The sequence below is a fragment of the Streptomyces sp. A18 genome, from assembly GCF_059026065.1.
Genome location: NZ_JBWLKL010000003.1, coordinates 289693 through 302505, shown reverse-complemented (window position 1 = coordinate 302505; position 12813 = coordinate 289693). Strand labels below are relative to the sequence as shown.

Annotated in this window: 13 protein-coding genes; 5 read left to right on the top strand and 8 right to left on the bottom strand. The window is 70.5% G+C overall.

Going from position 1 to position 12813, the window contains the following annotated elements:
* Positions 1-38 precede the first annotated feature (38 nt).
* Both AC5P1C_RS07005 and AC5P1C_RS07000 read right to left on the bottom strand, forming a co-directional pair.
* The gene (locus AC5P1C_RS07005; protein WP_493864776.1) at positions 39-1706 is read right to left on the bottom strand and encodes an alkaline phosphatase D family protein; all 1668 of its coding nucleotides are present in this window, start codon (positions 1704-1706) and stop codon (positions 39-41) included.
* Positions 1707-1909: 203 nt separating this feature from the next.
* Positions 1910-2557, bottom strand: coding sequence for an HNH endonuclease family protein (locus AC5P1C_RS07000; protein ID WP_493864775.1), 648 nt, complete (start codon positions 2555-2557; stop codon positions 1910-1912).
* A 563-nt stretch (positions 2558-3120) separates the two neighbouring features.
* On the opposite strand from AC5P1C_RS07000, the gene AC5P1C_RS06995 reads away from it, so the two are divergent.
* Positions 3121-3702 carry a TMEM165/GDT1 family protein gene (locus AC5P1C_RS06995; protein ID WP_493864774.1) on the top strand — a complete coding sequence of 194 codons (582 nt, stop codon included), beginning with the start codon at positions 3121-3123 and terminating at the stop codon, positions 3700-3702.
* Between the two features lie 341 nt (positions 3703-4043).
* Positions 4044-4715, top strand: a complete 672-nt coding sequence (locus tag AC5P1C_RS06990; RefSeq protein WP_493864773.1) for an HAD-IA family hydrolase — start codon at positions 4044-4046, stop codon at positions 4713-4715.
* A 276-nt stretch (positions 4716-4991) separates the two neighbouring features.
* Here the strand turns inward: AC5P1C_RS06990 and AC5P1C_RS06985 are convergent, their stop codons facing one another.
* Positions 4992-5906 carry a peptidoglycan-binding domain-containing protein gene (locus tag AC5P1C_RS06985; protein ID WP_493864772.1) on the bottom strand — a complete coding sequence of 305 codons (915 nt, stop codon included), beginning with the start codon at positions 5904-5906 and terminating at the stop codon, positions 4992-4994.
* A 134-nt stretch (positions 5907-6040) separates the two neighbouring features.
* Between AC5P1C_RS06985 and AC5P1C_RS06980 the strand changes: the two genes are divergently transcribed.
* Positions 6041-8113 (top strand): DHA2 family efflux MFS transporter permease subunit, encoded by a 2073-nt coding sequence (locus AC5P1C_RS06980; protein WP_493864771.1) that lies wholly within the window; start codon positions 6041-6043, stop codon positions 8111-8113.
* A 22-nt stretch (positions 8114-8135) separates the two neighbouring features.
* Here AC5P1C_RS06980 and AC5P1C_RS06975 read toward each other — a convergent pair whose 3' ends face one another.
* From AC5P1C_RS06975 to AC5P1C_RS06960, 4 genes are all read right to left on the bottom strand, one after another.
* Positions 8136-8684, bottom strand: coding sequence for a GNAT family N-acetyltransferase (locus AC5P1C_RS06975; RefSeq protein WP_493864770.1), 549 nt, complete (start codon positions 8682-8684; stop codon positions 8136-8138).
* Positions 8685-8686: 2 nt separating this feature from the next.
* A complete protein-coding gene (locus AC5P1C_RS06970) occupies positions 8687-9334 on the bottom strand; it encodes a LysE family translocator (RefSeq protein WP_493864769.1) in 648 nt (215 codons plus the stop codon).
* A gap of 67 nt (positions 9335-9401) precedes the next feature.
* The gene (locus AC5P1C_RS06965) at positions 9402-9719 is read right to left on the bottom strand and encodes an antibiotic biosynthesis monooxygenase family protein (RefSeq protein ID WP_493864768.1); all 318 of its coding nucleotides are present in this window, start codon (positions 9717-9719) and stop codon (positions 9402-9404) included.
* A 31-nt stretch (positions 9720-9750) separates the two neighbouring features.
* Complete coding sequence (locus AC5P1C_RS06960) at positions 9751-10158, bottom strand: DnaJ family domain-containing protein (protein WP_493864767.1); 408 nt, start codon at positions 10156-10158, stop codon at positions 9751-9753.
* Between the two features lie 128 nt (positions 10159-10286).
* Between AC5P1C_RS06960 and AC5P1C_RS06955 the strand changes: the two genes are divergently transcribed.
* Entirely contained in the window at positions 10287-10679 is a 393-nt protein-coding gene (locus tag AC5P1C_RS06955; protein WP_493864766.1) for a hypothetical protein, read from the top strand.
* Between the two features lie 19 nt (positions 10680-10698).
* Here the strand turns inward: AC5P1C_RS06955 and AC5P1C_RS06950 are convergent, their stop codons facing one another.
* Positions 10699-11367, bottom strand: a complete 669-nt coding sequence (locus AC5P1C_RS06950; RefSeq protein ID WP_493864765.1) for an O-methyltransferase — start codon at positions 11365-11367, stop codon at positions 10699-10701.
* Positions 11368-11503: 136 nt separating this feature from the next.
* Between AC5P1C_RS06950 and AC5P1C_RS06945 the strand changes: the two genes are divergently transcribed.
* Positions 11504-12670 (top strand): serpin family protein, encoded by a 1167-nt coding sequence (locus tag AC5P1C_RS06945; RefSeq protein ID WP_493864764.1) that lies wholly within the window; start codon positions 11504-11506, stop codon positions 12668-12670.
* The last annotated feature ends 143 nt before the right edge of the window (positions 12671-12813 follow it).

Here is a 12813-nt window from a genome sequence, read left to right as displayed (position 1 = left end):
GGTGTCGGGTGCCTACGGGAGGTCAGGGGGTCAGGGGGTCACGAAAGCTGCGACTCCTGCGTCGTCTCAAGGCGTACGCCGACGCCCTTCACCACCCGCACCTGATCCAGCTTCACGTCCGCCGAACGGCCCCGCAGCGTCAGCGTCATGAGCTGGTTGCCGAACCAAGGGCCACCCGTTTTGCGCCAGTTGATGGCGGCTCGCGCCGTCCGTCCGTGCCGCACGAAACGGCGGCCCAGGCCTCGGCCCACCCTGCTCCAGCCGAAGTGGAAGCCCAGCTTTATCGACGCGGGGATGGAGTTGTGGACGGGAGAACACGTGAGCTGCAGGACGCGGGCATCGGGGCCGCCGCCGTCCGGCCAGGTCGGTTCCGCGATGTACGCGTGGTGCACGTCGCCGGAGAGCACGCACACCGTCGCCGGGGCGCCCTCCCCCGTGCCGGCCTCGGCGATCAGCGCGGTCAGCGCGTCGAAGGACGAGGGGAACGCCGCCCAGTGCTCCAAGTCCGAGCGCCTGCGCAGGTTCTCGCCGAAGCGGGCCCAGCGCGCGCCCCGCTCGCCGCGGCACAGCGCGGCGTTCCAGCCCTCGGCGTCATGGATGAGGTGCGGCAGGAGCCAGGGCAGTGACGTGCCGATGAGGAGGTGATCGCAGCCGCCCGCGCCGTCTGTGCCGTTCGTGCCGTCGAGAGCTTGCTCGCGCAGCCAGCGGGCCTCCTCCCGGTCGATCATCGCGCGGTTCTCCTCGTCGAGGACGCGTGCCGCGCGTGTATCGATCATGAGCAGGCGTACGCGGCCGAAGTCCCTGCGGTAGCTCCACCGTGTCGCTGTGGGGTCGGCGTCCGAGGCGGACGCGAAGGCCCGCAGCGCGTCCGTGCCGTCCGGCGTCGCGCGCAGTTCCGCGTACAGCTCGTCCCGCTCCAGCTCGGCGGGCGGCAGATTACCCATGTGCTGGTAGACCCAGTACGACATCAGGCCGCTCAGCACGCGCTCGCGCCACCACGGCGTCGCGCGCATCTCGGCGAGCCAGGCCTCGCTGGTGTTCCAGTCGTCTATGACGTCGTGATCGTCGAAGATCATGCAGCTGGGCACGGTGGAGAGCAGCCAACGGACCTCGGGGTCGAGCCACGACTCGTAGTAGAGGTGGGTGTACTCCTCGTAGTCCGCGACCTGGTCGCCCGGGGGGTCGTTCAGGTTCCGGCGGGCCGCGAGCCAGCGGCGCGTCGCCTCGGACGTGTTGTCCGCGTACACCTGGTCGCCCAGGAGGAGCAGGACGTCCGGGCGGTCGGCGGCCGTGCCCGTGACGATGCGGGCGGCGAGCGTGTCCAGCGCGTCGGGCCCGACGGGGTCGTGCTCCCCGCTCGGCGGGGCCGCCCAGCGGCAGGACCCGAAGGTGACGCGGAGCGCCTCGTCGTCGCCCTCGCCCGGCGTGCGGATGGTGCTCGGCGGGAAGGGCGAGTCCGGCAGCGGCCACACGGGGGCGTCGCTGTCGCCGAGCCGCACCTCGTACGCGGTCTCCGAGCCCGGACGCAGTCCCGTGACCGGAATGAGCGCGTAGTGATGGCCCGCTATCTGGAACGTGTTCGCCGTGCCCTTGGAGCCGTCGGCGCACCGCACCTCGGCGGTGCAGGGACGATCGGCCTCGACCCATACGGTCGCCGTCGAACCGTCGACATACCTCAGCAGCGGACCCAGACGCAGCCGTGCCACGATGATCACTCTCCTCCGTCGCCCCGTACGGTACGGAACGACGGAGGTCCATGGCGAGGTTCCGCGGATTCGCGCTGGTTACAGGCCTGTGACTGCAGACACTGAAAGGCCCTACAGGCACTACAGGCACTACAGGCACTACAGGCACTGGAGTGGCTGCCATGGCCGGTGAGGCTGCCGTGGCCGGTGAGGGTGGGGTGACCTCAGCAGCCGCTGAGGACCGAGGACAGCTTGGTCTTCTCCTCCGCGTTCACCGTGAGGCTGTAGTGGTGCTTCACGTCCACCCACATCCGGGCGTAGTAGCAGTGGTACGACGTGGTGGGCGGCATCCACTCGGCCGGGTCCTGGTCGCCCTTGCTCTGGTTGACGTTGTCGGTGACGGCGATCAGCTGGGGGCGGGTGAGGTCGTTGGCGAAACCTTCCCTCTCGGCGGTGGTCCAGCTGCTCGCGCCGGACTTCCAGGCCTCGGAGAGCGGGATGACGTGGTCGATGTCGACGTCGGAGGCGGCGGTCCAGGTGCCGCCGTCGTACGGGGACTTCCAGGTGCCCGATGTGGCCGCGCAGCTGGAGTCCTGCTCGACGTTCGTGCCGTCGCGCTTGAGGACGACCTCGCGGGTGTTGCAGGCGCCGGACTGGGTGCTCCAGTGCGGGAACTTCTCGCGGCTGTAGCCGTCGGACGAGCCTTCGGCCTTCTCCGTGAGCTGCCCCAGATAGGTGCGGGCGGTGGCGGCGGAGACCGGTTCCGGGGGTGCGGCCTGGGCGGGGGCGCCGGTGAGGAGGGTGGCGGCGGAGGCGAGTGCGGTCAGGGCGGTGAGAGTGACGAGGCGTCGACGCGCGTAGACAGCGGACATGCGAACTCCCTTGATGTGGGGGGAAGTTGACCGTTGGGGCGGCCATGTTGACGCGGTGGGGTTTCCTGCGGATGTGCGTCAGGTGACAGGGTCGCGTCAATCAGGTGGTCAGTTCAAGGGTTCTGGCGCTGTGTCATGTCCGGTCATCTGTGCGGGTGTTGACAGGGGGAGGAGGGGTGGGGGTTGGTGGAGCAGGGGTAGAGGGGGGCGAAGAGGGGGTGGGGAGGGGGTGGAGAGGGAGCGGAGAGGGCGCCAGTGTGTGGCCTGGGTCACTTGCTTGAGGGGCTGAAAGGCCCTGGCCCAGGGTGTTCGGACATCCCGTACGATGGATGGCGCAGAAGGGGAGTAGCTCTTCGCCGGACCGTCGACATACTGCTCAGCTCGCCTGAGCCGGCGCCCGGAGGCAGGCCCCGTCATCGACGTGGTCGGCCAGCGAGACCTTCGGCAAGCAGTGCCCGACGTACATGACCGTGTACGTCTGTGTGTGCTGCCGTGCCGAGGTGTCGTATGTACGTGACGTACAGATTGCTCTCGGTGGGGCAGCCCCGACCGATTGAGGAACCTTGATCAGCATCAGCGTGATGGCGCTCGTCTTCGGCGTCGTCTTCCTTGCCGAACTCCCGGACAAGACAGCGCTGGCCGGGCTCGTCCTCGGGACGCGCTACCGCGCCTCGTACGTCTTCGTCGGGGTCGCGGCCGCCTTCGTCGTCCATGTCGTGCTCGCCGTGGCGGCGGGCAGCGTACTGACGCTCCTGCCGCAGCAGTTGCTGCACGCGCTCACCGGCGTCCTCTTCCTCGGTGGGGCGGCGATGCTGCTCCTGAAGGGCGGCGACGAGGAGGAAGAGGTCCGCGAGCCCAAGGACCAGAGCTTCTGGAAGGTCTCCGGCGCGGGATTCATGCTGATCCTGGTCGCGGAGTTCGGTGACCTGACGCAGATCATGACCGCGAACCTGGCCGCGCGGTACGACGACCCGCTCTCCGTGGGGCTCGGCGCGGTGCTCGCGCTGTGGGCCGTCGCCGGGCTCGGGATCGTCGGTGGAAAGGCGCTGATGAAGCGGGTACCGCTGTCGCTCATCACCAAGATTGCGGCGCTGCTGATGCTGGGGCTCGGGGTGTGGAGTCTGTACGAGGCGATTTTCGCCTGAGGTCGCCTGAGGTCGCTGAGGTCGCTGAGGTCGCTGAGGTTGTAGAGGTCACTGAGGTGTCTGGGCTGGGCGGGGGTCCTGGGCGGGGGTCCTGGGTGGGGTCCTGGGTGGAGGGTCTGGGTGGGGTGCGGCTGGGGTGACTGGGTGCGGGCTGAGGGCTGCAGGGGGTGTGACCTGCGGTGCTGGCGTCTGGTGGCCCCTTTTTGTATCGTGGAGGAACAAAGTGGCTCCGCCCGTGTTCCCTGACCGGCGGGCGGAGCTGCCTTGATACTTCCTCCGCGATTTCTTCTCCGCGGGTCTTTCCCTCCGCGGAACCTCCCTCTGTGTTCTGGAGTACGTCGATGACGGCTGAGACTGCCTCTGTTCTGACCGCGCGGGCCCTCCTCCTGGACATGGACGGGACCCTCGTGAACTCCGATGCCGTGGTCGAGCGCTGCTGGCGGCGGTGGTCCGAGCGGCACGGGCTCGACTTCGACGAGGTCATCAAGGTCGTCCATGGGCGGCAGGGGTACGCGTCGATGGCGGTGCTGTTGCCGGAGCGGTCCATGGAGGAGAACTACGCGGAGAACCGCGAGATGCTGGCCGCGGAGACCGCGGACATGGAGGGTGTCGTTCCTGTGCCGGGGGCCGAGGCCTTCCTGGCGTCCTTGTCGCTGGAGGGGCTGCCGCATGCGCTCGTGACGTCGGCGGATGTGCCGCTGTCCACGGGGCGGATGGCTGCGGCCGGTCTTGCGCTTCCCGCTGTGCGGGTCACCGCGGAGAGTGTCGGCGCCAGCAAGCCTGACCCTGAGGGGTTCCTCAAGGGGGCTGCTGAGCTCGGGTTCGATGCTGCTGACTGCGTTGTCTTCGAGGACTCCGGGGCTGGGATCGCGGCCGGGGTCGCTGCGGGTATGCGGGTTGTGGGGGTCGGCCCTCGGGCGGGGGAGTTCTCGCCCACCGTGCAGGTCGATGACCTGACGCAGGTGCGGGTGGAGTCGGTTGCTGGTGGGGGGCTTCGGCTTACGTTCGGCTGAGGGGTTCGCTGTCGCGTGGCCTCGCGTGTGTGGCCGGCTGCGGACGCTGAGGCAGTGCGGTGCGGGTTCGTCTTGGGGGCGGGGGCCTGGAGCGGGGTGCGGGCACTACACGAACCCCACACCCCTGCTCGTCCGTTCCCCGCTTGTCCGTTCTCCCAACCGCCCCTGCTGTCCGCCCAGCCCCTGCTTCTCTGTTCTCCCACCCACCCCTTGTCACCGCGGGGCAAACGGGCGGGTTGGCGGAAAGGTCTGTTCGGGTAGGCGAAGCCGCGGGGCTTATGGGTCCCTTGTTTCCGCCTCCAGCGCCGCTCGCGTTGCCCTTCCGTAGACCCCCCGGCCGTCGGCCTGCGTTCCTCGGGCGTACTGGAAGCGGGTCACCGCTTCCTCCACCGCGGTGTCGTACGTGCCGTGGGGCTCGCCCATGTACAGGTACAGCTGTTGCAGGCGTTGCTGGAGCTCCTTCACCTCCGGGCCCGTGTCGCCTCGGCTCAGGACGCTGTCCGCCTTGGGAGTCGCCGGTTCCACCGAACCCGTTGCCCGTGCCGTCGAGCGGCTCGGGGGCCGGGGCGTCCTCGGTTTGGGCGAAGCCGAGGCCGTGGCGGACCGGGACGGGGGCGGGCTCGCCGCCTGCGACGTGGGCGGCTGCGGCTGGGGCGAGGACGGGGAGCCTGACGGGGACGCCGTCGTTGGTGTCGGCTCCGTGGCGGAGTCCTCCACCGCCCGCGTCGGCACATCCGGCAGCGCCTGCTCCCGCTGCGGCTTGTCCGGCGCAAGGAGCAGCGTCGCGAGCACCGCGACTGCCACCACCACCGCCACCGCCGTCACGACCGCGTACAGGCCGATCCGACCGCGCCCCGCGGCCGGTTCGTCGTCGTACGGCAGCGGGGAAGGCGTCCTGTCGGGCGTGAACAGGCCCACATCCCCCGCCCGCAGCGGCGCCACCGCCTCCGGCGGGAGAGGCGCCGCGGGAGCCGGTCCCGGCTCCTCGGTGGGCTCCGGCAGCGTCACGTACGGACGGATCCGCAGCGGATCGAAGTCCTCCGCCGCGGCGGCGTCCGCGGACCTCGCGTCCCGGGCCGCGTCGGCGGCCCGCTCCGTACAGCCGCAGGCGGGCGCGCTGCCCGGCTCCCGCGACGTACCGCAGTCAGGGCATCGCCGACCGTCGTCCGGACCTCTTTCCGTGCTGCTCACGCTCTGTACCCCACCCCTAGAGAACTCCAGCGATTATGCAGACCCTGGCTTCAACAGGCCATAACGGGTCACACGGACCAGGATGGAGGGGGAGAGTTCCCCGCAGGACACGCGGGAGCCCTCAGGAGGTGTCCATGACGCAGGACGTCAGCGCCCGCCCGGCAGGGGCGGAGCCGGATCCCGTCCCCGGGCCACCGGACGAGCACGCGCACGGCGGCGTGCTGGTCTCCATCGGTGCGCTGCTGCTCGGGATGCTGCTCGCCGCCCTCGACCAGACCATCGTCTCGACCGCGCTGCCCACCATCGTCAGCGAGCTCGGCGGCATGGAGCACCTCTCCTGGGTCGTCACCGCGTATCTGCTCGCCGCGACGGCGGCCACGCCGCTCTGGGGCAAGCTCGGAGACCAGTACGGCCGCAAGAAACTGTTCCAGCTGGCCATCGTGATCTTCCTGGTCAGCTCGGCCCTCTGCGGCATGGCGCAGAACATGCCGCAGCTCATCGGCTTCCGCGCGCTCCAGGGAATCGGCGGCGGCGGCCTGATGGTCCTGTCGATGGCGATCGTCGGCGACATCGTCTCGCCGCGCGAACGCGGCAAGTACCAGGGCCTGTTCGGTGCCGTCTTCGGTGCGACCAGCGTGCTCGGGCCGCTGCTGGGCGGTTTGTTCACCGAGCACCTGAGCTGGCGCTGGGTCTTCTACGTCAACCTGCCCATCGGCGTCGTCGCGCTCGTGGTCATCGCCGCCGCCCTGCACATCCCGGTGCGCTCGACGAAGCACACCATCGACTACCTCGGCACCTTCCTCATCGCGGCCGTCGCCACCTGCCTGGTCCTCGTCGCCTCGCTCGGCGGCACCACCTGGGACTGGGCCTCGCCGCAGATCATTGTTCTCGCGGTGCTCGGCGTCGCGCTCGCCGTGGCCTTCGTCGCCGTGGAGCGCAAGGCCGCCGAGCCGGTCATCCCGATGAAGCTGTTCCGGGTCAGGACGTTCACGCTCTCCGCGATCATCAGCTTCGTGGTCGGCTTCGCGATGTTCGGCGCGATGACCTACTTGCCGACGTTCCTCCAGGTCGTCCAGGGCGTCTCGCCGACGATGTCGGGCGTGCACATGCTGCCGATGGTGATCGGCATGCTCATCTCGTCGACCGCGTCCGGCCAGATCGTCAGCCGTACGGGCCGCTGGAAGGTGTTCCCCATCGCGGGCACCGGCGTCACGGCGCTGGGCCTGCTCCTGCTCCACCAGCTGAACGAGAACAGTGGCACGGGCGAGATGAGCGCCTTCTTCTTCGTCTTCGGTTTCGGTCTCGGCCTGGTCATGCAGGTCCTGGTGCTCATCGTGCAGAACGCGGTCCCGTACGGGGACCTGGGCGTCGCCACGTCCGGCGCGACGTTCTTCCGCTCCATCGGCGCCTCGTTCGGTGTCGCCATCTTCGGCACGATCTTCGCCAACCGGCTCGTCACCAAGCTCTCCGACGCCGTCGCGGGACAGCAACTGCCGCCCGGCGTCAGCGCGGACTCGCTGAAGGCCGACCCGCGGGGCATCTCCGAACTCCCTGCGGCGGTGCGCCCCGGCGTCGTACACGCGTACGCCTCGTCCATCACGGACGTCTTCCTGTACGCGGCGCCGGTGGCCCTCGTCGCCTTCGTCCTCGCCTGGTTCCTGCGCGAGGACAAGCTGCGCGGCTCGGTCACGGCGCCCGACCCGACGCAGACGCTCGCCAGCAACCCCGTCGAGCGTTCGTCGTACGACGAGGTGGCGCGGGCGCTCTCGGTGCTCGGCACGCGGGAGGGCCGCCGCGAGATCTACGTACGCATCACGGAACGCGCGGGCTACGACCTGCTGCCCGCGGCCAGCTGGCTCCTGCTGCGGATCAGCCGCCACGGCCACGTCGAACCGGCGACGCTCGCCGAGCGCAGCACCGTGCCGCTGACCGTCATCACGGCGGCGTCCCGCCAGCTCGAGGAGCGCCGTCTCGCCCGCCGCGAGGGCATGGGGCTGATCCTGACCGACACGGGGCGGGCAGCGGTCGCCGAGCTCTCCAAGGCGCGCGAGGAGTCCCTGTCCGAACTGCTCGGCGACTGGTGGGGCCCGGACCGGCCCACCGACCTGGTCAAGCTCGTCGAGGAGCTGGGCGCCGAGATGTGCGGCTCGGACTCCGAACGACCGCACGACGGCAGGCCACTGCAACGCGGGGCGTGGGCCGACTGAACGGCACTCCCTCCCGCTGCCCTCAACCGGCGACCGGGGCCAGCTTCTTGGCGTACCAGCACTCGGCGTACATCCCCTCCGTGAGCGGCTCGCTCTCCTCGTAGCCGTGCCGCGCGTAGAGCGCCCTGGCCTCGACCAGGTCGAGGCGCGTGTCGAGGATGAGCCGCCCGGCGCCGAGCGCACGGGCCGCGTCCTCGGCGGCGGCGAGGAGGAGCGCGGCGCCACCCTTGCCGCGCAGGTCCTCGCGGACGAAGACACGCTTGAGCTCGGCGGTTCTGATGCCCGACGCGTCGCCCTTGAGCCGCACCCCGGCCGTCCCCGCGGGCTCGCCCCCGTACCGGGCGACGAGGAGTACGCCGGTGGGCGCACGGAGGCTGTCGCCCGTCTCCGCCGCGAGCTCGCGCTCCAACTCTTCGGGTGCGGTCCTGCGCCCTTCATGGAGGAGGTAGTACCGGTCGCTTACCTCCGTGTAGTACGCGCGCCAGAGCGCCGCGGCGGCAGGGGAGTCGACCGCTTCGGGAGCGACGGTCCAGGAAACGGGCCTCATGGTGCTGGTCCCGACGCGACTCATGCTCATTCCTTGCGTCCAGTGGCGGCGACGCTGACGCCGAGCCCGATCATGGTGAGACCGCCGACCCCACCGATCATGGAGAGCCGCCGGGGCGAGTTCGCGAACCAGCCGCGCGCGGTGGACGCGACCAGGCCCCACACGCTGTCGCAGGTCACGGCGATGGCATTGAAGACGAGCCCGAGCAGCAGCATCTGCAGCACGACATGTCCTTGCCCGCGGTCGACGAACTGCGGCAGCACGGCGGCGAAGAAGACGATGGTCTTGGGGTTGGCCACGCCGACCGCGAACCCCTCCCACAACGTACGGAGTCCGCTGTGCGCGGGGCCTTCACCGGCGAACGCGGCGTGCAGCGAGCGGCGTTGGAGCACCGCCTTGACGCCCAGGTAGACGAGGTAGGCGCCGCCGAGCAGCTTCAGCGCCGTGAAGACGACGACCGAGCGCTCCACGACGGACCCGACCCCGAGCGCGACGGCCACGACGAGGACGTACGCGCCGAGCGTGTTCCCCACCACCGTGGTCAGCGCGGCCCGCCGCCCCTGGGCCAGCGCCCGGCCGACCACGAACAGGACGCTGGGCCCGGGGATGACGATCAGCAGGAACGACATGGCCGCGAAGGCGAGTATCCGATCCGAGGACATCATGCGGCCCATCGCATCACGATGCCGCCGCGCTCCGGTACCGCTTTTTCCCGGCCCTCGCCGGCCGGCCGGCCCGCGCCTAGCTCTTGGGCGCGGCCTGCTGCACGACCTCGAACGACCACACCGCGGCGCTGCTTGACGCGGGCTTGGGCCGCTCCCCACCGCCGCCCTGGTGCGAGGCCTTCATGGGGCCTTCCATCCACGCCTTGAAGGACTCCTCGTCACGCCACCGCGTGTAGACCAGGTAGTCGTCGGTGCCCTCGATGGGGCGCAGCAGCTCGAACCACTCGAAGCCGTCCGAGTTCTCGACGGCGCCGGCTCGGGACGCGAAGCGCTGCTCCAGGACCTCTCGCTGCTCGGCGGGCACGGTCAGGACGTTGATTTTCACGATGCTCATGGGCCCATCCTCGCGCATGCCCCCGACCCGCTCAGCCCGGGTGGCGGTCGCGCCAGGCCTGGGCCACCTCGTCGACGTCGAAGGGCTTCAGGCCCAGGGGCGGGCCCGGTGGGGGCATGCGCAGGGACTCGCGGATCTTGGCGTTGAGGTCCGTCACGAGTTTTCTGGCCGCCTGCTCGGACGGGGCGTCGGGGGCGGCGGCGAGCACGTCCTCGGCCTCCTTGCGCAGGGCGAGGGTCGGAGGGAGGTGGGAGAGGCCCTCGCGGGCCATCTTCTGCTTGATCCACCACTGCTCGTCGTACGCGGAGTCGGCGAGGCCGTCCGGGAGCGGCTTGCCGCGGCCCGGCAGCGTGGCGAAGTCGCCGCGCTCCTCCGCCTCACGGATCTGCTTGTCGATCCAGGACTCGAAGTTGACTCCAGGTGGCTTGCGTTCGGTCATGGGCCCATTGTCCCAAGGGCCCGTGCTTTCGCGCGAGGGGCGACTTAGGATGCGGCGGCATGGTGCGGAGCGGGTCGATGTGCGCTCCGGGGTGCGCGTCGGGTCGTCGAGAGTGGGGGAGCGTACCGGTGCTGGAGTTGACCATGGCCTGCTTGTCCGGGGCGGACGAGGGGGCGACGGCGGGCATGCTCATGGCCGACGCGCCGAGCGCACCCGGTTCCGTGTTGCGGGTCGGACGTGATCGCGGCACGTGCCGTCTCGTGCCGCCGGACGACTGGCTCTTCGTCTCGCGTACGCATCTCGAGTTCCGCTGCGGGCCCGACGGGAACTGGACCGTCACCTGGCTGCGCGGATCCCATCCCGAGCCCGCGTCGGAGGTGCGGCTGACGGTGGACGGGGTGGCGTCGCCTCTCGCTTACGGGGGGACGGTGCCGCTGGCCCGGGGCGGGTCCGGTGACCTCGTCGTCCAGGACCGGGCCGGGCCTCGCAGCGTGAACGTGGGGTTCTACGTGGAGGGTTGAGGGTCGATCGCGGCGTGGCTCAGTCCAGTACTCGGGCCAGGGCCAGGCCGTCGTAGCCCTTCGTGCCCACCGTCTGCAGCGCGGTGCCGCTCAACTTCGGGTGCCGGGCGATGAGTTCGAGCGCCTTGCGGGTGCCCTGCACACTGGGGTCCGTGCTGTCGGCGTCGGCCACCGCGCCGCTGCGTACGACGTTGTCGACGATGATCAGGCTGCCGGGGCGGGTGAGCTTGAGCGACCACTCCACGTAGTGCGGGTTGTTGGCCTTGTCCGCGTCGATGAAGACCAGGTCGAAGGGGGCCGCGTCCTCGGCCACGAGTGCGGCGAGCGAGTCGACGGCCGGGCCCACCCGGACCTCGGTGAGCTTGTCCAGGCCGGCGCGGGCGAGGTTGCCGCGGGCCACGTCGGCGTGGACCGGGGAGTACTCCAGGGTGATCAGCCGGCCGTCCGCGGGCAGGGCACGGGCCAGCCAGATCGTGCTGTAGCCGCCGAGGGTGCCGATCTCCAGGATGCGGTGCGCGCCCTGGATCTGGGCGAGGAGCTGGAGCAGCTTGCCCTGGTTCGGGGCGACGCTGATCTGCGGCAGACCGGCGGTGTCGCTGTCGTGCAGGGCCGCGGTCAGTGCCTCGTCGGCGGGGGTCAGGAGATCGGTGAAGTACGTGTCGACCGCGGTCCATTGCTGCTGGGTCATGGGGACCTTTCCGGATGTTCGTTAGGTTCGCTAACGATGCTAGTGGGGTGGGGGTCGATTGTCAGTGGGGACTCGCATACTGGGGTTGTCGGGCTGTGTTGGCGGGACGCGGGCTGTGTGGCTGCGGGGGGTTGGGATGACGTACGGGACTGGGACCGGGGCCGGGGCCGGGGCTGGGACCGGGCAAGTGTTGCCTGCGGTGGAAATCCGGGGGCTCGCCGAGCGGTGGCTGCCGTTGATGGCTTCGCCGGGGGTGGAGCCGGGGGGTGGGCAGGGGCAGAGGAGTGACGCGGGCGCGGGGGACTTCGCCTGCTCGCCTGCTGGGCTGTGGCTCGCGCTGGCCGCCGTCGCGGTGGGTGCGCGGGAGGAGACCGCCGGGGAGCTGCGGGAGTTGCTCGGTGTCGCCGGCGAGGAGGCCGCCGGTCTGGTCACGGCAGCCGCGCGTGCGGTGGGCGGTACGGACGCGGTCGCCGTCGCCACCCGGGTGTGGAGCCGGGTTCCGGTGTACCGCGCCTATCGGGAAGCGCTGCCGGACGTGGGGTTCGGGCCCATGGAGCCGGACGGGATCGACGCGTGGGTGCGGGAGGCGACGGGCGGGTTGGTCGAGCGGCTGCCGGTGGTCATTACCCCGGATGTGCTGCTGGTTCTCGTCAACGCGCTTGCGCTCAAGGCACGTTGGGAGATCCCCTTCGAGGGGGCGGGCACGCGCGACCAGGACTTCACGGACGCGCTCGGTGTGCGGCATCGCGTGCCCACCATGCATCGGCCTGTTCCGCTGAACTGCGCCTGGACGGTGGGCGGCGCGAGCGTCGTCGAGCTGAAGTGCCGGGCAGAGGGTGGGCGGGCCCCTGCTCGGGTGCGGTTCGTGCTCGGTGAGCCGGGCGCGGGGGCCGCGGAGGTGCTGCCGCTCGCCTGGGCGCCGGAGGGGCGGTGGACCGGGATCGACGCCGAGCAGATCAACATGGCGGTGCCGCGGATGTCCTTGCGGACGCGGACGGATGTGACGGAGCAGTTGGCCGCGTTGGGGGTGCGGTGGGCGGTGAGCGAAGGGGCGGACTTCTCCGGGATGTCGCCGGAGCGGCTCTGCATATCGCAGGTGGTGCAGGAGGCCGTGGTGAGGATCGCGGAGGAGGGGGTCGAGGCGGCGGCGGTCACGGCTGTGCCGATGGCTCCGGCCGGGGCCGCTCATGTTCCTCGACGGATCGAGTGGATCGCCTTTAACCGGCCGTTCGGGGTTGTTGTGCTTGACGGGGGTGGGGAGACGCCGTTGTTCACCGCTTGGCAGGCGGGTGTGCCGGGGTAGGGGCGGGGTTCATTTCCCCCACCCCGGCCCTTCCCGACCGTGACATCTGCGGCTCCGCCGCGGGCTGCCGGCGCGGAGGCTTGGGGGAGCCTTGGTCGCCGTCATCACCGGCTTCGCCGAGTTCGTCCTCGAACGCCGGACGG

Coding starts and splice junctions, on each gene's coding strand:
- AC5P1C_RS07000 (WP_493864775.1), bottom strand. CDS start 2,557: ATGTCCGCTGTCTACGCGCGTCGACGCCTCGTCACTCTCACCGCCCTG.
- AC5P1C_RS06990 (WP_493864773.1), top strand. CDS start 4,044: ATGACGGCTGAGACTGCCTCTGTTCTGACCGCGCGGGCCCTCCTCCTG.
- AC5P1C_RS06980 (WP_493864771.1), top strand. CDS start 6,041: ATGACGCAGGACGTCAGCGCCCGCCCGGCAGGGGCGGAGCCGGATCCC.
- AC5P1C_RS06975 (WP_493864770.1), bottom strand. CDS start 8,684: ATGAGTCGCGTCGGGACCAGCACCATGAGGCCCGTTTCCTGGACCGTC.
- AC5P1C_RS06970 (WP_493864769.1), bottom strand. CDS start 9,334: ATGGGCCGCATGATGTCCTCGGATCGGATACTCGCCTTCGCGGCCATG.
- AC5P1C_RS06965 (WP_493864768.1), bottom strand. CDS start 9,719: ATGAGCATCGTGAAAATCAACGTCCTGACCGTGCCCGCCGAGCAGCGA.
- AC5P1C_RS06960 (WP_493864767.1), bottom strand. CDS start 10,158: ATGACCGAACGCAAGCCACCTGGAGTCAACTTCGAGTCCTGGATCGAC.
- AC5P1C_RS06950 (WP_493864765.1), bottom strand. CDS start 11,367: ATGACCCAGCAGCAATGGACCGCGGTCGACACGTACTTCACCGATCTC.
- AC5P1C_RS06945 (WP_493864764.1), top strand. CDS start 11,504: ATGACGTACGGGACTGGGACCGGGGCCGGGGCCGGGGCTGGGACCGGG.